16 protein-coding genes are annotated in these 18368 nt (G+C 62.4%); 9 read left to right on the top strand and 7 right to left on the bottom strand.

The window, feature by feature from the left end:
- Positions 1-174: 174 nt before the first annotated feature.
- The 5 genes from LDN85_RS13880 to LDN85_RS13860 form a co-directional block, all read right to left on the bottom strand.
- Positions 175-789, bottom strand: coding sequence for a PadR family transcriptional regulator (locus LDN85_RS13880; RefSeq protein ID WP_223943340.1), 615 nt, complete (start codon positions 787-789; stop codon positions 175-177).
- Entirely contained in the window at positions 789-1643 is an 855-nt protein-coding gene (locus LDN85_RS13875) for a DUF4097 family beta strand repeat-containing protein (RefSeq protein WP_223943339.1), read from the bottom strand. Before LDN85_RS13875 ends, LDN85_RS13880 begins: the two co-directional genes overlap by 1 nt.
- A gap of 73 nt (positions 1644-1716) precedes the next feature.
- Entirely contained in the window at positions 1717-2991 is a 1275-nt protein-coding gene (locus tag LDN85_RS13870) for a serine hydrolase domain-containing protein (protein WP_223943338.1), read from the bottom strand.
- A gap of 2 nt (positions 2992-2993) precedes the next feature.
- Positions 2994-3593 (bottom strand): GDSL-type esterase/lipase family protein, encoded by a 600-nt coding sequence (locus LDN85_RS13865; protein ID WP_026540104.1) that lies wholly within the window; start codon positions 3591-3593, stop codon positions 2994-2996.
- A 139-nt stretch (positions 3594-3732) separates the two neighbouring features.
- Positions 3733-7545, bottom strand: a complete 3813-nt coding sequence (locus tag LDN85_RS13860) for a multifunctional oxoglutarate decarboxylase/oxoglutarate dehydrogenase thiamine pyrophosphate-binding subunit/dihydrolipoyllysine-residue succinyltransferase subunit (protein ID WP_026540105.1) — start codon at positions 7543-7545, stop codon at positions 3733-3735.
- Positions 7546-8034: 489 nt separating this feature from the next.
- Between LDN85_RS13860 and LDN85_RS13855 the strand changes: the two genes are divergently transcribed.
- From LDN85_RS13855 to LDN85_RS13835, 5 genes are all read left to right on the top strand, one after another.
- Positions 8035-9384 carry a hemolysin family protein gene (locus tag LDN85_RS13855; RefSeq protein WP_223943337.1) on the top strand — a complete coding sequence of 450 codons (1350 nt, stop codon included), beginning with the start codon at positions 8035-8037 and terminating at the stop codon, positions 9382-9384.
- Positions 9381-10451, top strand: a complete 1071-nt coding sequence (locus LDN85_RS13850; RefSeq protein WP_026540107.1) for a hemolysin family protein — start codon at positions 9381-9383, stop codon at positions 10449-10451. The genes LDN85_RS13855 and LDN85_RS13850 overlap by 4 nt, the downstream gene beginning before the upstream one ends.
- 103 nt (positions 10452-10554) lie before the next feature.
- The gene (locus tag LDN85_RS13845) at positions 10555-11559 is read left to right on the top strand and encodes a zinc ABC transporter substrate-binding protein (protein ID WP_223943336.1); all 1005 of its coding nucleotides are present in this window, start codon (positions 10555-10557) and stop codon (positions 11557-11559) included.
- A gap of 135 nt (positions 11560-11694) precedes the next feature.
- Positions 11695-12528: a metal ABC transporter ATP-binding protein gene (locus LDN85_RS13840; RefSeq protein ID WP_175493331.1), complete on the top strand. Its 834-nt coding sequence runs from the start codon at positions 11695-11697 to the stop codon at positions 12526-12528.
- Positions 12529-13419, top strand: coding sequence for a metal ABC transporter permease (locus LDN85_RS13835; protein WP_223943335.1), 891 nt, complete (start codon positions 12529-12531; stop codon positions 13417-13419).
- An 11-nt stretch (positions 13420-13430) separates the two neighbouring features.
- Here LDN85_RS13835 and LDN85_RS13830 read toward each other — a convergent pair whose 3' ends face one another.
- The gene (locus tag LDN85_RS13830; RefSeq protein ID WP_026540111.1) at positions 13431-13898 is read right to left on the bottom strand and encodes a Fur family transcriptional regulator; all 468 of its coding nucleotides are present in this window, start codon (positions 13896-13898) and stop codon (positions 13431-13433) included.
- A gap of 94 nt (positions 13899-13992) precedes the next feature.
- Between LDN85_RS13830 and LDN85_RS13825 the strand changes: the two genes are divergently transcribed.
- On the top strand, positions 13993-14646 hold the full coding sequence (locus LDN85_RS13825; protein ID WP_223943334.1) for an MBL fold metallo-hydrolase: 654 nt from the start codon (positions 13993-13995) through the stop codon (positions 14644-14646).
- Here the strand turns inward: LDN85_RS13825 and LDN85_RS13820 are convergent.
- A complete protein-coding gene (locus LDN85_RS13820; RefSeq protein WP_223943333.1) occupies positions 14643-15725 on the bottom strand; it encodes a PLP-dependent cysteine synthase family protein in 1083 nt (360 codons plus the stop codon). The genes LDN85_RS13825 and LDN85_RS13820 overlap by 4 nt on opposite strands.
- Before the next feature lie 75 nt (positions 15726-15800).
- On the opposite strand from LDN85_RS13820, the gene LDN85_RS13815 reads away from it, so the two are divergent.
- The 3 genes from LDN85_RS13815 to LDN85_RS13805 are packed head-to-tail and all read left to right on the top strand — an operon-like array spanning position 15801 to position 18312.
- Complete coding sequence (locus LDN85_RS13815) at positions 15801-16739, top strand: sulfurtransferase (protein WP_223943332.1); 939 nt, start codon at positions 15801-15803, stop codon at positions 16737-16739.
- Positions 16739-17887 (top strand): NAD(P)-dependent alcohol dehydrogenase, encoded by a 1149-nt coding sequence (locus LDN85_RS13810; protein ID WP_223943331.1) that lies wholly within the window; start codon positions 16739-16741, stop codon positions 17885-17887. Before LDN85_RS13815 ends, LDN85_RS13810 begins: the two co-directional genes overlap by 1 nt.
- Positions 17884-18312 (top strand): HIT family protein, encoded by a 429-nt coding sequence (locus LDN85_RS13805; protein ID WP_223943330.1) that lies wholly within the window; start codon positions 17884-17886, stop codon positions 18310-18312. The genes LDN85_RS13810 and LDN85_RS13805 overlap by 4 nt, the downstream gene beginning before the upstream one ends.
- Positions 18313-18368 lie beyond the last annotated feature (56 nt).

Raw genomic sequence — 18368 nt, 5'->3', positions numbered from 1 at the left:
GCTTGCCGTGGTTCGCGCCGCCGCGCTTACGGTCACGACGCTTACGTGCACGCTTGCTCATAGCTGGCCTCCTTCAATGATTGATACTCAATAGAGCTGCCCTCCAGTTTCGCACATCAAGGTGCCGGGTCGCGAACCGGGAGCCGTCCTGCCCAGCCGGAAGCCAGGTCGGCATCAATTCCGCAGGGAATTCCGGATCGAGATACGTGCCTGTTCCAATACCGTGCGCACTGTTTCCAGCGCCAGCGGCGTCAGCGGCTCCGAAGCGCCATGCAGGCGCAACTCCACCCGGATGTCGTCCCTGAATGACTGGACCATCAATTCTGCTTCTTTCAACAGGCGTTGGCCCTCGGGGGTGTATCCCGCAGACCTGCCCCGGACGGGCGCGGAGGTTGCAGTGCTGCGCGCCGCCTCGGCGGTGGCAGCGAGGTCCGCCCGCAGCCCCCGCATATTGGTCCTGATGTCTTCGCGCAAGTTGTCGGCGAGCCGCCTGACGGAGGCAGAGATGGTATTTTCGACGTCGGCCACTTCCTCCCGCCGGCCGTTCAGCTCGGCGAGGCCGGCGTCCGTGATGAAGTACTTGGTGCGGCGCCCCTCGGTTTCGGTGGACACCAGCCCTTCTTCCTCCAGTTTCCCCAAGCGTGGATAGATGGTTCCAGCGCTGGGGGAGTATGTGCCGCCAAAACGGTCACCCAAGGCCTTGATCAGTTCATAGCCGTGCTTGGGGCCCGCTTCCAGCAGCGCCAGCAGGTACAGGCGCAAGGCGCCGTGTGCAAAGACGGGAGGCATCAGAGGCCGGCTTCCCCGGTGGCCCGCAGGTTGTTCTCCGGCGCCGGTGCCGGTGCTGAGCCGTGCATGATGTAAGTCTTGCCGGAGACCGTGTTGGTGCGCACCACCATGAGTTTCTCGTCGGGGCCAACGATCGTATGCACGTTGCTGCCTGGCTGGGCATACATCATGTCGTCGATCACGACGCTCCCGCTGGCGGATTTTGCCACGATGTCCAGGCCGACGTCGTGGGGAAGCCTGATGGTCAGGTCGCCCGAGACGGAGTTTGCCCCAAGGTCGTTGGTGAAGTCCTGGAGGTCAAAACTGAGGTCGCCGCTGACTGTGCTGGCCCTGACGTTCTTGAACTTGCCCGAAGCGGTCACCTCGCCGGAGACGCTCTTGGCGGTCAGGACGCCGTCGTGGTTTCTGACAATGACCTCTCCACTGACGGTGTTCACATGCAGTTCGCCGGTGGTGCCGTCTGACATGACGGAGCCGGAGACGGTGTTGAGGCGTGTGCGTCCGCTGATTCCGGAAACCAAGCCGTCGCCGCTGACCGTTCCGGCCTCAACGTCCACACCGGGTGGGAGGGCGATCCCGACCACCACAGAGTTGGTGCTGGTGTTGTTCACAGTGCCCATCAGGTTGCGGAACCAGCCTTGCGGACCCTGTAACTGATGGCGCACTTCAAGCCGGCCGTCCACGAGCGTCACCGTCAGCGGGTCGCCGGTGATTTCAGTGATCTCGATGCGGACGGATGGTTCGTCGTGGGTCATGACGTCGAAGCGGCCTTTGACGATTCCCAGTTTGAGCGAGCGGACGTCGTCCACGTCTATCGTTTGCGGACCCGTTACGGTCCATAGTTCTTCAGACATGATCCCTCCAGATGCGATATATCGCGTTGATGAGATCACGATATATCGCAAGTTCTCCGAAGGCAAGGCCTTGTCAGGGAGCCGATCGATACAACTTGCCGATGAGCGCCCGGGCAATGGTAGTGGCGGGGTCACGCCCGTCGGCCGCCGGCGCCAGATTGGTCCACACCACCAATGACACGGCGTTGACAGGGTCATTGCCCATGAAGGTGTTGAAGCCGGGCAACTCCCCGGTGTGCCCGTACAAGTTGCCAAACTTCGCTATTCCCAGGCCGTACGAGGCACCACCGGGTTTGTCCGGATCGGTGGGGGTGAGGCTCTCAAGACGCTTTTTCTGGAGCTCGGCTCCCAGGAGTTTGCCGTTGACAAGGGCTTCACCCAAAAGCTTGAGGTCCCGGGCAGTGGAGATGCCCGATCCGGCGGCCCAGGCCCATGACGGATTGACGTCGGTGACGTCGTTGGGTGCCAAGGTACCCGCGGTCGCTTCCTTCTGCATGTCCTCAGGAAGAGCCGGGGTGGTCATGGTCAGGACGTTGTCGCCGTAGAAATATCCTTGGGGGTGGGGTTCCGGAATGGCGTTGGAGGAAGCCTCGGGAAAAACTGTCCCCTTGAGTCCGAGGGGCTCGAAGATCCGCTCCTTGAAGAGGGTTGCGAGCGGCTTTCCCTCAGTTTTCTCGGCGATCAGGCCCAAGAGGACTGTGTTGGTGTTCGAGTAGTGAAAGCCGCTGCCGGGTGCGAAATACGGTGCGTGGGCGAACGCCAGGGCGAGGAGTTCTTCCGGCTTCCAAACTCTCTGCGGATCCTGGTCCATGGCAGTGTTGAGTTCGAGGGTTTCGGTGTAATTGAACAACCCACTGCGCATGGTCAGCATCTGTTCAAGGGTGATCGCATCCCCGTTGGGAACGTCGGGGCGGTACTTTGATACCGGATCACCCAGAGAAAGCTTGCCTTCCTGCACCAGTTGGAGGACCACCGTCGTGGTCCAGGTTTTGGTCACCGAACCTACCCGGATATGGTCCTCGGGCGTGACCTCGCGTTCAGCACCCCTGGTTCCCGTACCGTAGGACGCCGTGAGCGACCCGCCAGGAGTCTCCAACAGCACTACTGCGCCGGGCGCCAGGACCTCTTTGGCTGCCCGTTCGAATTCCGTCCGCAATGTTCCGGCGTCGAAGGCCTGGAGCGCACCGGAGCCTGAAGTGGCAGCCGATGGGGAAACAGCTGACGAAGCCTGTGACGATGATGACTCAGGGGCCGGTGGACCGGAACTGCAGGAGACTGTGGCCGCCAGGGCCACCGCGGTGACCACTGTGAATGCTGCTCTGGCAGAAACCTGCGTGTTCCGCGTCATGGCTACTCCGGTTGAGCGATATTAAGCCATTGGAACCAGCCACGGTGCAGGACAAGCCACGCTATCAATCCGTAGCCTGCCTGGCCCGGTGTTCCCCCATTGGCTGCGAGGTCCGTCCTCCACTGCTCATGATTGAGCAAGGGAGAGAACGTGTCAACGTAGTGGTGGTTGCGCCGGGTGGTCACATCGGCAAAGGCCGTGTTGAGTTCTGCCAGGCGTTTGTTCCGGACGGGATCCAGCGTGGGAGGCGGTCCCACTACGAAGACCTCCACACTGCTGTGCGAGGCGCCGTCCAGGATGTTGGCAAGGTTCAAACGGCTGCGCGCCGTGGAAAGGCCGAATTCCAGGTCACGGCCCGAAAGTCCGATGACCAGGCGGTTTTCGTGCGTGTCGCTGAAACGCCTCCCGGCTTCGTCCTGCCACCTGGCCGCCAAGCCTTCCGTGCCTTCCATGGGGCAGGGGAGCGGGAAACTTTCCACCACGACGGAGTCCTGGGGCGTACGGGCCAGCACTCGTCCGAGCCAACCCAAGGCGCGGGGATCCCCCAGGCCCGCGAGCAGTTCATCTCCTACAGCTGCTATACGCAGCTTCCTGTCTTCCACGGTTACCTCTTCACACTCGTTACGGTCCTTGCACGGTTTACCGGATCATTGGCCGGTTCTGCAACCGGATACCTGTCCCATTAAACAGAACTGCCCGGCCTGAGGGGCGCATTCACTCCTCAGGCCGGGCAGTTTCGCTTTACTTGCGTTCGAATGCCTGCTTGATCAGGGCATCCTGCTCAGCGGCGTGGCGCTTCATGGAACCGGCCGCCGTGGAGGCAGACGCCGGGCGGGAGACCAGGCGGAGCTTGCGGTCAAGCTCCGGTGCCAGGTTCAAGCCCATGAACGGCCAAGGTCCCTGGTTTGCCGGTTCGTCCTGTGCCCAGACGATGTCAGCGTTCGGGTACTTGGCCAGCTCGGCATCAATCTCGGCCTTGGGCAGCGGGTACAGCTGCTCAACGCGGATGATGGCAGTGGACGTGTCACCGGACTTCTGTCGGTTGGACAGGAGGTCGTAGTACAAGCGACCCGAGACCAGGATGACCCGGTCAACGTTTGCCGGCTGTACTTCGGGATCGGCAATGACCGGACGGAATCCGCCAGTGGTGAAATCTTCGACGGCGGATGCGGCGCCCTTGAGGCGGAGCAACTGCTTGGGTGTGAAGATGATCAACGGCTTGCGCGGACGGCTGTAGGCCTGGCGGCGCAACAGGTGGAAGTGCGAGGCAGCAGTCGTGGGGTTGGCCACGATCATGTTGTCCTCGGCGCACATCTGCAGGAAGCGTTCGATGCGGGCGGACGAGTGGTCCGGCCCCTGGCCTTCATAGCCGTGCGGAAGCATGAGCACCAGCGAGGAACGCTGGCCCCACTTTTGCTCAGCCGAGGAAATGAACTCGTCAATGATGGTCTGGGCGCCGTTGACGAAGTCGCCGAACTGCGCTTCCCACAGGACCAGGGCGTCGGGGCGTTCCACTGAGTAGCCGTATTCGAAGCCCATTGCTGCGTATTCGGACAGCAGGGAGTCGTAGATCCACAGCTTGGCCTGGTCATCGGAGAGGTTGCCCAGGGGCAGCCACTCGTTGCCGTTGGCGCGGTCGTGGAACACGGCGTGACGCTGCACGAACGTGCCGCGGCGGGAGTCCTGGCCGGCCAGGCGGACGGGTACACCCTCCATGATCAGCGAGCCGAAGGCTGCGATTTCTCCGAAGCCCCAGTCGATGCCGCCCTCACGGGACATCTGCTCACGCTTCTCCAGGAGCTGCTTGAGCTTGGAGTGAACCGTGAAGCCATCCGGAATTTCGAGGTGGGCCTTGCCGATGCGGGCGAGGGTCTCAGCGGAAATGGCAGTTGACGCCGGGGAGTTGGTGCCGAAATCAGCCTGCTGGGCAATGGGACGCTCGATGTCCGAGACCGCAGCGGAATCCGCTGTGATGATCGGGATCGGTGAGGTCTGCGCTGCGTGCGTCTCGGCGAAGACACGCTCGAGGCGCTCCTGGTAGTCGCGGAGCAACTGCTCTGCTTCTTCCTCGGTGATGTCGCCACGGCCGATCAGGGACTCCGTGTACAGCTTGCGTACGGAGCGCTTGGCTTCGATCAGGTTGTACATGAGCGGCTGGGTCATCGAGGGGTCGTCGCCCTCGTTGTGGCCACGGCGGCGGTAGCAGACCATGTCGATGACAACGTCCTTGTGGAAACGCTGGCGGAACTCGTAGGCGAGCTGTGCAACGCGTACAACGGCCTCGGGGTCATCACCGTTCACGTGGAACACCGGTGCCTGGATCATCTTGGCGACGTCGGTGGAGTACGTGGACGAACGCGATGACGACGGCGCGGTAGTGAAGCCCACCTGGTTGTTGACGATCACGTGGATGGTACCGCCGGTGCGGTAGCCACGCAGCTGCGAGAGGTTGAGGGTTTCAGCCACAACACCCTGGCCGGCAAACGCGGCGTCACCGTGGACCATGATGGGCAGGACGGGGAACGACTCGCCCTGGTCCAGCCGGTCCTGCTTGGCACGGACGATGCCCTCGAGGACGGAGTCCACGGCTTCCAGGTGGGAAGGGTTGGCGGCGAGGTAGACCTTGGTCTGCTTGCCGTTGTCCGAGGTGAAAGTGCCTTCGGTGCCAAGGTGGTACTTGACGTCGCCGGAACCCTGGACCGAGCGGGGGTCCTGGGTACCTTCGAATTCGCGGAATACCTGGGCGTAGGTCTTGCCGGCAATGTTGGTCAGCACATTGAGGCGGCCACGGTGGGCCATGCCAATGGCAACCTCGTCCAGTCCGTCGTCGGCTGCATCAGAGATGACGGCGTCGAGCAGCGGAATCAGCGACTCGCCACCCTCAAGCGAGAAACGCTTCTGGCCGACGAACTTGGTCTGCAGGAACGTCTCGAATGCCTCTGCTGCGTTGAGCTTGGAGACGATGCGCAGCTGCTCTTCGCGGCTCGGCTTGGAGTAGGGGTGCTCCAGCTGGTCCTGGAACCACTTGCGTTCTGCAGGTTCCTGGATGTGCATGTACTCGATGCCCGTGGTGCGGCAGTAGGCGTCGCGCAGGACACCAAGGATGTCGCGGAACTTGAGTTGCGGCTTGCCGCCGAATCCGCCGGTAGGCCATTCGCGGTCCAGGTCCCACAGCGTCAGGCCGTAGGTCAGGACGTCCAGGTCCGGGTGCTTGCGCTGGACATACTCCAGGGGATCGGTGTCCGCCATGAGGTGGCCGCGCACGCGGTAGGAGTGGATCAGCTGCTGGATGCGGGCAACCTTGTTGATCTCATCGGCAGGGTCCACCTGGAGATCCGGGCTCCAGCGAACGGGTTCATAAGGAATACGCAGAGCTTCAAAGATCTCGTCGTAGAAGTTCTGCGCGCCCAGCAGGAGCTGGTGGACCAGCTTGAGGAACTCGCCGCTGCCGGCACCCTGGATGACGCGGTGGTCATAGGTGGAAGTCAGCGTGAGGATCTTGCTGATGGCGTTCTGGGCGATGATCTTCTCGCTGGCACCCTGGAACTCAGCCGGGTAGTCAAGGGCGCCGACGCCGATGATGGCGGCCTGGCCCTTGGAGAGGCGGGGCACCGAGTGCACGGTACCGATGCCACCGGGGTTGGTCAGGGAGACCGTGGTGCCGGCGTGGTCGTCTGCGGTCAGCTTGCCGGCGCGGGCACGCTTGATCAGGTCTTCATAGGTGTGCCAGAACTCAGCGAAGTCCATGGTCTCGGCCTTCTTGATGTTGGGAACCATCAAGAGGCGCGTGCCATCGGGCTTGGGCATGTCAATCGCGATGCCGAAGTTGACGTGTGCAGGCTGCACGGCACTGGGCTTGCCATCGATTTCGTCGTAGTAGACGTTCATCGACGGGAACTGGGACAGTGCACGGACAACCGCGTAGCCGATGAGGTGGGTGAAGGAGACCTTGCCACCGCGGGCACGGGCAAGGTTGGAGTTGATGACCACCCGGTTGTCGATCAGGAGCTTGGCGGGAACTGCCCGGACACTGGTGGCGGTAGGTACTTCAAGGCTGGTCACCATGTTGGTGGCGATGGCCTTGGCCGGTCCCCGGAGGACGGAAACTACGTCTTCCTCAGGTGCCGTGGGCGCCTTGTTGCTCTTGGGCAGCTGGGCAGGAATGGGCTGGGCCGTGGTTCCGGCTGCGGGCTTCTTTGAACCGTCCCGGGCAACAGTGGCCGGTGCTTTCTTCGCCGGGGCAGGTGCCGCCGGGGCAGGTGCCGCAGGAGCGGCGGGTTCCGCGGCAGCGGCCGGAGCGGCCGGCGCCGATGCCGGAGCCGCTGCAGCAGGAGCTACTACGGGAAGTACTTGGGTAGGGGGATTGGCAGCTGAGGGAGCTGCGGAGGATCCGTTGGAAGAAGTGCCGTCAGCAGAAGCAAAGGATTCAAAGAGCGGCCACCACTTGGTGTCGACCGAATTCTTATCCTGTTGGTACCGCTCGTACAGTTCGTCAACGAGCCACTCGTTTCCGCCAAATTCCTCTGGTAGACGGTGGCTGGGCTGCTCTGGCACTTGAAATACGCCTCTTCCATGAGTGTTGTTTTCCCGCTGGCCAAAGTTGCTTTTCCGCAACAATGGGCACAGGGTCCGGGTCCCGCGAACTCAGACCCCTGACAGTCTAGTTAGGATCGTTGGTTAACTGCCAATAGTGGTGACCTAAATCATGTTGCGGCTGACTTAGTGGGATGTCCCGGCTTTTGGTCGCGTGGTTAAGCCCGCTGTTGGAGCCGCCGCGGGGCAGGACTGTAGACTGGAACCCTTATGGACAGTAAATCTAGGTGCCGGCCTGGGAACTGTCGGGGGAGCCAAACTGGCAACTCCGCACAGCGTGCCCGTCGAGCCGGCAATACCCGTTCACATGCCCATCACGCGCCGGCCTTCGCTGCCGGTGGTTCTTCGGACCATGCGTCCGCGGGACCCGACCAGCCTCCGCCGGGGCGAATCCCTGCGCTGAAGGCGCCTTCCCCATTGCACGTGCCCACTCTTGGAGTGATGCACTAAGTGGAATGGATACTTCTCCTCGCCGGCTTTGCTTTGATTCTGGGCACCGGCTTTTTTGTAGCAGTTGAGTTTTCCCTGGTTGCCTTGGACCAGGCGAGCGTACAGCGTGCGGTCGACAACGGTGACCAGGCTGCAGCCCCGTTGCTGAAGTGCCTCAAATCGCTGTCCACCCAACTTTCCAGTTGCCAGCTGGGTATCACCCTGACCACGTTGCTGACCGGCTTCGTCATGGAGCCGTCCTTGGGGCAGCTTCTCGGCGGCCCCCTTGCTTCCCTGGGGCTTTCCCCGGAGGCGGCGCATTCGGTGGCGTTGGTCCTGGCTATGGCTGTGGCCACCCTCTTGTCGATGCTGATCGGCGAATTGGTACCCAAGAATATGGCCATTGCACTTGCCTTTCCCTTGGGAAAGCGCCTGGCCCGCCCGCAACTGCTGTTCACGGCCGTCTTCAAGCCCGCCATCGTGGTGCTGAACGGTTTCTCGAACAAGGTCCTCAATCTGTTTGGACTTGAAGCCAAGGAAGAGATCTCAGGGGCAAGGACCCCCGCCGAGCTCGCTTCCCTCGTGAGGCGTTCCGCTGAGCTGGGGACCCTGGACGCCGGTACTGCCAACTTTGTTGCCCGAACCCTGAACTTTTCCGGGCGCACGGCAGCTGACGTCATGACACCGCGCATCCGCATGGAAACGATCGACGCCGACCAGCCGGTATCGGACATCCTGGACGCCGCACGGCGCACTGGATACTCAAGGTTCCCGGTGATTGGTGATTCCACTGACGACATCCGCGGCGTAGTCCATGTCAAGAAGGCAGTAGCCGTGCCGGCAGAGCGCCGGGGCAAGCTTGAGGCCGGCGCGATCATGACCGATGTCCTGCAGGTTCCCGAAACCATCCACCTGGATGCACTCCTCGCCGAACTGCGCGAAGGTAACCTCCAGCTCGCGGTGGTACTGGATGAGTACGGCGGAACGGCTGGGATCACTACCCTTGAGGATCTGGTGGAAGAAATCGTGGGCGAGGTCGCTGACGAGCACGACAAAGTCCGCCCGGGAGTGCTTCAGAGCGCGTCCGGCGACTGGTACTTCCCCGGGCTGTTGCGCCCGGATGAGGTGTCCGAGCAGATCCCCAACCTCACGGTTCCTGACGAATCAGCCTACGAAACGGTGGGCGGCTACGTCATGAGCCAACTTGGCCGTATTGCCCGGACAGGGGACGTCGTGGACGCGGTAGGCGGGACGCTTACTGTGACCAGGATGGATGGGCGCAGGATTGACCGTATCTGTTTCCATCACGTGGAGACGGATCAGTCCAGTCCTGAGGACGCAGAGAACCGTCATGAAGCAGGTGCCGTATGAGCGACTGGGTAGGAATTCTCTGGCTCGTCGTTCTCCTGATCGGCAACGCCTTCTTCGTTGGGGCCGAGTTCGCCGTCATGTCCGCGCGCCGGAGCCAGATCGAGCCCTTGGCCGAAGCCGGATCCAAGCGTGCGCAGACAACCCTGCGGGCCATGGAGAATGTCTCGTTGATGCTCGCCTGTGCCCAGCTGGGCATCACGGTTTGTTCACTCCTGATTCTCCAGGTGGCCGAACCTGCCATCCATCACCTGCTGGCAGAACCCCTTGAGCTGGTGGGCGTTCCTGTTGAATTGGCAGACATCATTGCCTTTGCCATTGCTTTGTTGTTTGTCACGTTCCTGCATGTGACCTTCGGGGAGATGGTTCCCAAGAACATCTCAGTCTCCGTGGCCGATAAAGCCGCGCTGCTGTTGGCGCCTCCGTTGATGTTCATTGCGCGCCTGGTGAACCCGATCATTTGGACACTCAACTGGCTGGCCAACCACATCCTGCGGCTGATGAAGATCGAGCCCAAGGATGAAGTGTCCTCATCGTTCACTTTGGAGGAAGTGCAGTCCATCGTCCAGGAGTCCACACGGCACGGATTGGTGGATGATGAAGCGGGCCTGTTGAGTGGTGCCTTGGAATTCTCAGAGCACACGGCCTCGCACATCATGGTTCCCCTGGACAAGCTGGTGGTGCTGAAAACGGCGTCCACCCCGGTGGACCTGGAGAAGGCGGTCAGCCGCACGGGATTCTCCCGTTTCCCCATGGTGGACGACGACGGCGAACTCGCCGGGTATCTGCACGTGAAGGACATCCTGTCCATCCCCGATGAGGGGCGCAGGCATCCCATTGCCGAGGGGCGTATCCGTTCCTTTGCCAACTTGGCACCGGATGACGAAATTGAGCAGGCCATGTCGGTCATGCAACGTACCGGTTCCCATCTGGCCCGCGTGATCGGTGCCGGGGGAGAGACCCAGGGTGTCCTGTTCCTTGAGGACGTCATTGAGCAGTTGGTCGGTGAAATCCGCGACGCTACCCAGGCGACGGGTATCCGCCGCTACGGAGATCAGCAAGTGAAGTAGCACCGGAGTCGGGACGGCGTCGATCGCATGGATCGGCGCCGCCCCTGTCTAAATAGGAATCATTCCCATTTAGGGCTACACTGAAGTCCGACAGTAATTGTGTTTGATTCTCATTTTGAGTAGATCCGAGGTCCTTGTGCGTCGTTCCGCCGCCCGCCTGTCCATCGCCGCTTCCGCTGGGATGGCCGCCCTGTTGCTTTCTTCCTGCGCCGGCACCGCGGGTGCCGGGAGTCCTTCCTCATCCTCCGGATCCATTGAAGTGGTCACGTCCACCAACGTCTACGGGGATGTGGTGAAGGCGGTTGGCGGCGACAAGGTCAACGTCAATGCCATCATCACCAAGACCAGCCAGGACCCGCATTCCTATGAGGCAAGCGCCCAGGACAAGCTGGTTATTTCCAAGGCCAAACTGGTGGTGGAGAACGGCGGCGGCTATGACGAGTTCCTTCACAAAATTGCCGATGAGACCAAGGTTGGCCACGACAACATGATCAGTGCCGTGGAAATCTCCGGGCTCGCCCCGGAAGAAGACGCCCACAGCGCCGAATCCCAGAGCGAAGAAGGCCATACCCACAACCACGGCGGGTTCAACGAGCACGTCTGGTACAGCCTGGACACCATGGGCAAGCTTGCCGATGCAGTTGCGGCCAAGCTCGGCAGCCTCGACGCGGGATCGGCGGCGACATTCACAGCCAATGCCGAAGCATTCAAGACCAAACTCGCTGACCTCACCGGAAAGCTTGACGCCGTCAAGGCCGCAAATGACCACGCTCCGGTTGCTGTAACGGAACCCGTCCCGTTGTACCTCCTGGAAGCCGCCGGGCTGGAAAACAAGACCCCCGAGGCCTACAGCGCTGCCATTGAAGAGGAATCCGACGTTCCGGCCGCCGTCCTGAAGGAAACCACGGACCTTCTCAGCAACAAATCAGTCCGGTTCCTTGCCTACAACGAGCAGACGGAGGGACCCCAGACCGAAACCGTCAAGCGGGCCGCTGAAGCTGCCGGCGTGCCGGTGGTGAACTTCACCGAGACGCTTCCTGACGGCAAGGATTACCTCCAGTGGATGTCCGACAACGTGGAATCAATTTCCTCCGCTCTCAAGAAGTAGCATTTCCCGACACCCGGGTGCGGTGAAGGGCCCTGTCAACGTCCTAAGATATTCAGGATGGCTGCGGGGCCTTTTGCCTGCCACCAGTACAGCCGTGAACACCAGCGGCGCAATTGACTGCGTTCCCAGCAGCGCATGGATCGAGGACATCTTTTGACACCGGTAGTGAGCCTCCGCGGAGCGAGCCTTCAGTTCGGCAAGAGGACACTGTGGCGGGACCTGGACCTCGACATCAATCCCGGCGAGTTCTTCGCTGTCCTCGGACCCAACGGCAGCGGCAAGACCAGTTTCCTCAAAGTCCTCCTTGGACTGCAGGAGCTGCATTCAGGGACTGTATCCCTGGGCGGCCACCCTGTGGAGCGCGGCAGCAAGCGGATCGGCTATATCCCCCAGCAAAAGTCGTTTGCTCCGGACACCCCCTTGCGTGCACGGGACCTGGTGGGACTGGGGATCGATGGACACCGGTGGGGCATGCGGCTCTCGGCCGGGAAGGTCAATCCGAAAATAGACGAACTGCTGGAACTGGTTGGAGCTTCCGACTACGCCAAAGTGCCTGTGGGCCAACTGTCCGGCGGAGAGCAGCAGCGGCTCAGGGTGGCGCAAGCGTTGGCAACCGAACCGCAGGTGCTCCTGTGCGATGAGCCATTGCTTTCCTTGGACCTGCACCACCAGCAGGGCGTCAGCTCCCTGATCAACAAGCAATGCCATGAGCGGAACAGTGCAGTGGTTTTCGTGACCCACGAGATCAACCCGGTGATCGACTACGTCGACAGGGTTCTTTACCTCGCCGGCGGCCAGTTCCGCATAGGTGCCCCCAAGGAAGTCATGACGACCGAAGTTCTTTCGGAGCTGTACGACAGCCATGTCGAAGTCATCCATACCAACGGAAGGATCGTCGTCGTCGGTCTTCCAGACGCCACCACGCACTTCCATGACGATGCCCATGCAACTGCCGGGGAGGAGTTCTAGTTGGACCTGGAAACCATTCTGCAAACCATCTTCAACTTCGAGAACTATGGCGAGTTGCTGGTCCTGGTCCAGAACTCCATTTGGGCCGGAGCGGTGCTGGGTCTGTTGGGCGGGCTGGTGGGCACGTTCGTGATGAAGCGGGACCTGGCTTTTGCCGTCCACGGCATCTCCGAATTGTCCTTCGCCGGTGCTGCGTTCGCCTTGCTGATTGGTGCCGACATCATTTTCGGATCACTGATCGGTTCGGTGGCTGCCGCTGTCCTGCTGGGATTCATGGGCGTCCGGGCGCGGGATAAGAACTCCATTATTGGTGTCATCATGCCGTTCGGCCTGGGGCTGGGCATTCTTTTCCTGGCACTGTATGAGGGCCGTGCGGCCAACAAGTTCGGCCTGCTCACCGGCCAGATTGTTTCAGTGGACGCCGTTCAGCTGCAGGTTCTTGCCGGGACCGCTGTGGTGGTGATGGTCGCCCTGGCGGCAATCTGGCGGCCACTGAGCTTTGCCAGCGTGGACCCGGAAATGGCTGAGGCCAGGGGAGTCCCGGTCCGGGGGCTGGCCATCGGGTTCATGGTGCTCCTGGGTGTCAGCGTGGCGCTGTCCATCCAGATCGTCGGGGCCCTGCTGGTACTTGCGTTACTGATTACGCCGGCAGCAGCCGCGCTTCGGGTCACTACCTCGCCACGATTGGTGGTGCTGCTCAGCGTGGTCTTTGCCATGACGGCGACGGTCGGCGGCATCCTCCTGGCCCTCGGCAGCCGGATTCCCATCAGCCCGTACGTCACCACGTTGTCATTCCTGATCTACGTGGTGTGCCGGGTGATCGGCCGGGTCAGGGCCAACAGGGGACTCAACGGCAGGGTCTCCCGCGACCAGCCCGCAGGCGCCCTCTAAGGGGTTCCCGCCTAAAGTGTGCCGGCAGCCTTCCGGGCAGTGCACTCAGGGCATAGGCCGAAAATTTCCACGGTGTGGGCCACCTCGGTAAAGCCGTGTTCGGCAGCGGTTCGTGCCGCCCAGGTCTCGACGGCGGGCGCCTCCACTTCCACGGCCTTGCCACAGTTGCGGCACAGAAGGTGGTGGTGGTGGCCGGTGACGTTGCATCGCCGGTAGACGGCTTCGCCTTCACCGTTGCGCAGGACATCAATCAGCCCGTCATCGGCCAACGATTGAAGAATGCGGTATGCCGTGGCCAGCGATACCGAGATGCCCTTGTTCTGCAGGAGCCGGTACAGTTCCTGGGTGCTGACGAAGTCGTCCAATTCGTCCAGTGCGGCGCTGACGGCCAAGCGCTGCTTGGTAACGCGCTGCTCCTTGACCCCGCTGGTGGCCGGCGCCGAGGGGCCGGTCGTGGCGGAATTGGTGCCGTGTGGCATTGAAGGACTCATTTCCCTGGGGATGCTGGCAAACCCCAATTTTACCAGCAGGGAAGGCTTGGAAACTCTCAGCCGGGGGTCCTAGGCTTTGGTCATGTTGCTCACCAAATACACCCACGCCTGTGTCCGGTTGGAGAAAGACGGGAAGGTCCTGGTCATCGACCCCGGTTCCTTTTCCGAGTCAGGGGAAGCGTTGACGGGTGCCCACGCCGTCCTCATCACGCACGAGCACAACGACCACATTGACCAACCCGCCGTGGTCTCCGCGCTCCGCAGCGACGCCGGGCTTGAAGTCCATGCGCCGGAGGGGGTTGCAGCGGCACTCAGGGAGGAGGGCGACATCGCAGCCCGGGTCCATACCGCCGTGCCGGGTACCGACTTTGAGGCTGCCGGCTTCAGCGTGCGCACGTTCGGAGGCCAGCACGCGGTGATCCATGCGCAAATCCCTGTGGTGGCAAACATCGGATACCTGGTGGATGGGAACGTTTTTCACCCCGGTGACTCGTTCGTGGTCCCGGATGGGATTGACGTCAAGACACTCCTGGTGCCCATCCATGCCCCGTGGTCCAAAGTGGGGGAGGTTGTTGACTTCGTGATTTCGGTCCGGGCCCCCCGGGCGTTCCCGGTCCACGATGCCCTGCTCAACGACATCGGAAGAGGCTTGGTTGAAGGCCATGTGACCCGCATTGGCGCCCGCTACGGGACCCGCTATGAGCATCTTGCCCCAGGTGGGTCCGTAGAGGTCTAACCGGTCCACGCACCTGTGTCGTGGAACCGCTCCAAGGTTGCCTCGTGCGGGGTGGGGTCCAGTCCCTTGGCAGCCAGCCACCCGGCGTCGTAATAGCTTCCGGCATAGCGGTCGCCGCCGTCGCACATCAACGAAACGATGCTGCCCCGGCGGCCCTGGGCCACCATCCCTGCCACCAACTGCCAGACGCCCCACAGGTTGGTGCCCGTGGAGGGCCCTGCGTGCAGCCCTGTGAGTTTCCGGAGGTGGCGCATGGCTGCCACGGAGGCGGCGTCCGGAACTTGGATCATGTGGTCGATGACGGCCGGCACGAAGCTCGGCTCGGACCGCGGCCGGCCAATACCCTCGATCCGTGACGGCAAGCCGGTCGCTGCGGCGGCGTCTCCGTCGCGCCATGCCGGGTAGAAGGCGGAGTTTTCCGGGTCCACCACCGCAAGGCGGGTGGGGTAGCGGTTGTATCGCAGGTAGCGGCCGATGGTTGCGCTGGTTCCGCCGGTTCCCGCACCCACCACAATCCACTCCGGGATGGGGTGTTCTTCCAGGGAGAGTTGATCGAAAATCGACTCCGCAATGTTGTTGTTGCCCCGCCAGTCCGTTGCGCGTTCCGCGTGGGTGAACTGGTCCATGTAGTAGCCGCCGGAGTTCCTGGCGGTCTCTTCCGCCACCGCGTAGACCTCCGAGGCGTGGTCCACCAAAAGGCAGGCGCCGCCGAACTCCTCGATCAGGGCGATCTTTTCCGGACTGGTGGTTTTTGTCATCACCGCGATGAAGGGCAAACCGATGAGGCGGGCAAAATAAGCTTCGGACACTGCCGTGCTGCCGCTCGAGGCCTCAACGATGGTGGTTCCCTCGGTGATCCAGCCGTTAACCAGGCCGTAGAGGAACAAGGACCTCGCGAGCCGGTGCTTGAGGCTGCCGGAGCGGTGGGTTGACTCGTCCTTCAGGTACAGCTGGACGCCCCAGTGTTCGGGCAGCGGGACCGCATAAAGGTGCGTGTCCGCCGAACGGTTGTTCTCGGCCTCGATTTTACGGATGGCTTCACTGGCCCATGCCCTGTCCTGAATGCACGAATTGCTCACCGGATAAGCCTAGGCTGGAATCCGGGCGCCGACGGCAACGCCGGCCCACCTGCGGCAGAAATGAAGGAGAAATCGATGGCCACGCTGATAAGTGCCCCGGAACTGCGGGATCGTCTCGGTTCACACGATCGTCTCGGTTCAGGGGTGCGGACTGTGCTCCTGGATGTCCGGTGGGTGCTCGGCCGGACGGATGGACACAGCGAGTACCTGGCAGCGCACCTTCCCGGCGCCGTGTTCGTGGACCTTCCCACTGAGCTGGCCGATCACGCCGGGCCGGGTTTTGGCCGGCACCCGTTGCCCCCGCCGGAACGGTTCCAGGATGCAGCGCGGCGATGGGGGATCAACGACGGCGACACCGTGGTTGCGTACGACAACAGCGGGAGCATGGCTGCGTCACGTGCTTGGTGGATGTTGCGGAACGCCGGCCTGGAGTCCGTCTACCTGCTCGACGGCGGCCTGGCCGCCTGGCGCACGGCCGGCTACCCCGTTGAGACAGGCGAGGTTAGGCCCGCCGTCGGGAATGTTTCCCTTGGCGAGGGCATGATGCCGGTCATCAGCGAAGCCGAAGCCGGGCAGTGGCACCACCATGGAGTGTTGCTTGATGCCCGGGCGGGGGAGCGCTACCGGGGCGAAGTGGAACCGATCGATCCACGGGCCGGGCACATTCCCGGCGCCGTGAGCGCCCCCACCACCGAAAACATCTCGGCCGAGGGAAAGTTCCTGCCAGCCGAAGAACTACGCCGCCGCTTTGACGCGCTGGGCCTGGGTGGGGCCTCTGCCGTGGCGGTCTATTGCGGATCCGGCGTAACGGCGAGCCATGAGATCGCCGCGCTGCACATCGCCGGGTACAAGGCCGCCCTCTACCCGGGGTCCTTTTCCCAGTGGTCCACCAACACTGGGAACCCTGTGGCTGTGGGCTGTGAGCCGTTGGAGGAGCCCGCTGATGGCGATGGCCCAACTGGCTCAACCGGCCCAACTGGCACAAGCAGCGTCGGCGGGAGTAGCGTCGGATAATGACTCCTGGACGACCAGTACCCCCGCCCCTTGCCAAGCCCATCACTCCGGACACCAGCGGAACCGGAAGCGCCACCTTGGCTGCAGCGTACGGTGCCACATCTCCGGACAGCGGCTTGGTGCCCCTGACCGTTGCCCGGCGGGCGCCGACACCTGATGACGTAGAGATCGCGATTGAGTTCTGCGGCTTGTGCCACTCGGATGTCCACGCAACGCGGGGTGAATGGCGGGTTCCGCCGTACCCGCTGGTTCCAGGCCATGAAATTGTTGGCCGGGTAACCCGCGTGGGTTCCGACGTCAAGGAGTTCGCTCCAGGGGACCATGTGGGTGTGGGCTGCATGGTGGATTCCTGCCGGGAATGCGAGAGCTGCCTGGAAGGCCTGGAGCAGTATTGCGAACGGGGCAACGTCGGCACCTACGGGGCAGCGGACCCGCGGCAGGGCGAGGCAATCACCCAAGGCGGCTACTCGACGTCGATCGTAGTGGACCGCCGTTTCGTGTTGCGCGTCCCGGAAAAACTCGACCCCGCAGCTGCAGCTCCTTTGCTGTGCGCCGGGATCACCACCTATTCACCGCTGCGCTACTTCGACGTCGAAGAAGGGGACGCCGTTGGGGTGGTGGGTTTGGGCGGTTTGGGTCACATGGCCGTCAAGATCGCCAAGGCCATGGGTGCGGAGGTTACGGTTTTCACTACCTCCGAGTCCAAATTCGACGCTGCCCGCCAGCTGGGGGCCGATCACGTGGTCCTGTCCAAGGACGCGGACGCCATGGAAACTGCCAACCGGAGCATTGACGTCATCATTGACACGGTTGCGGCACCGCATGACCTCAACCCCTATTTCCGCACGCTTCGTTTGGACGGCGCACTCTTCCAGCTGGGCCTTCCGGCCGATGACATGCCGCCTGTCAGCCCGGGGCTGCTCATCCGCCGCCGGCTTGCCTATGCAGGTTCGCTGATTGGCGGAATCGAGGAAACACAGGAAATGCTTGACTTCTGTGCTGAACACGGGGTTGCCAGCGACATCGAAGTGGTGCGGGCCGAACAGCTGAACGAGGCCTATGACCGAATGGTGGCCGGCGACGTCAAGTACCGTTTTGTCCTGGACACTTCAACACTCCAGGAACCAGCCGAAAGGGCAGACGCATGAGCACGCTGTTCACCAAGATCATCAACGGGGAGATTCCGGGGCGCTTTGTCTGGAAAGACCAGGACGTGGTGGCGTTCCTGACCATCGCGCCCATCACCCCCGGACACACGCTGGTGGTGCCCCGCGAAGAGGTTGACTCGTGGACCCACGCCAGTCCTGAACTGCTTGCCAATGTCATGGATGTTGCCCAAAGCATCGGGAAGGTCCAGGAGGAGCTGTTCGACGCCAAACGCGTGGGTGTCCTGATGGAAGGCTTCGAGGTTGACCACCTGCATGTCCACGTGTGGCCTGCCTACTCAACGGCCGACTTCGAAATCCACAACGTGGACCACAACCCGGATCCGGCTGTCATGGACGCCACCGCCGTGAAGCTCCGTGCCGCCCTGCGCTCGGCCGGCCACGGAGACGCCGTCCCACAGGATTGAGGGTCCAACAAACTTAACCCGGCGGTGCTGAATCGGCACCGCCGGGTTTTTTGTCC

It is taken from the genome of Arthrobacter sp. StoSoilB20 (assembly GCF_019977295.1).
Classification (GTDB): domain Bacteria; phylum Actinomycetota; class Actinomycetes; order Actinomycetales; family Micrococcaceae; genus Arthrobacter; species Arthrobacter nicotinovorans_A.
Note: the sequence above shows the minus strand (reverse complement) of the source record. Positions and strands in the feature narration are given on the sequence as shown.

What these genes read in the sequence shown, in the direction of transcription:
- LDN85_RS13840 (WP_175493331.1), top strand. Translation starts at nt 11,695, where the DNA reads ATGGATCGAGGACATCTTTTGACACCGGTAGTGAGCCTCCGCGGAGCG.
- LDN85_RS13825 (WP_223943334.1), top strand. Translation starts at nt 13,993, where the DNA reads ATGTTGCTCACCAAATACACCCACGCCTGTGTCCGGTTGGAGAAAGAC.
- LDN85_RS13850 (WP_026540107.1), top strand. Translation starts at nt 9,381, where the DNA reads ATGAGCGACTGGGTAGGAATTCTCTGGCTCGTCGTTCTCCTGATCGGC.
- LDN85_RS13870 (WP_223943338.1), bottom strand. Translation starts at nt 2,991, where the DNA reads ATGACGCGGAACACGCAGGTTTCTGCCAGAGCAGCATTCACAGTGGTC.
- LDN85_RS13810 (WP_223943331.1), top strand. Translation starts at nt 16,739, where the DNA reads ATGACTCCTGGACGACCAGTACCCCCGCCCCTTGCCAAGCCCATCACT.
- LDN85_RS13875 (WP_223943339.1), bottom strand. Translation starts at nt 1,643, where the DNA reads ATGTCTGAAGAACTATGGACCGTAACGGGTCCGCAAACGATAGACGTG.
- LDN85_RS13815 (WP_223943332.1), top strand. Translation starts at nt 15,801, where the DNA reads ATGGCCACGCTGATAAGTGCCCCGGAACTGCGGGATCGTCTCGGTTCA.
- LDN85_RS13880 (WP_223943340.1), bottom strand. Translation starts at nt 789, where the DNA reads ATGCCTCCCGTCTTTGCACACGGCGCCTTGCGCCTGTACCTGCTGGCG.
- LDN85_RS13805 (WP_223943330.1), top strand. Translation starts at nt 17,884, where the DNA reads ATGAGCACGCTGTTCACCAAGATCATCAACGGGGAGATTCCGGGGCGC.
- LDN85_RS13830 (WP_026540111.1), bottom strand. Translation starts at nt 13,898, where the DNA reads ATGCCACACGGCACCAATTCCGCCACGACCGGCCCCTCGGCGCCGGCC.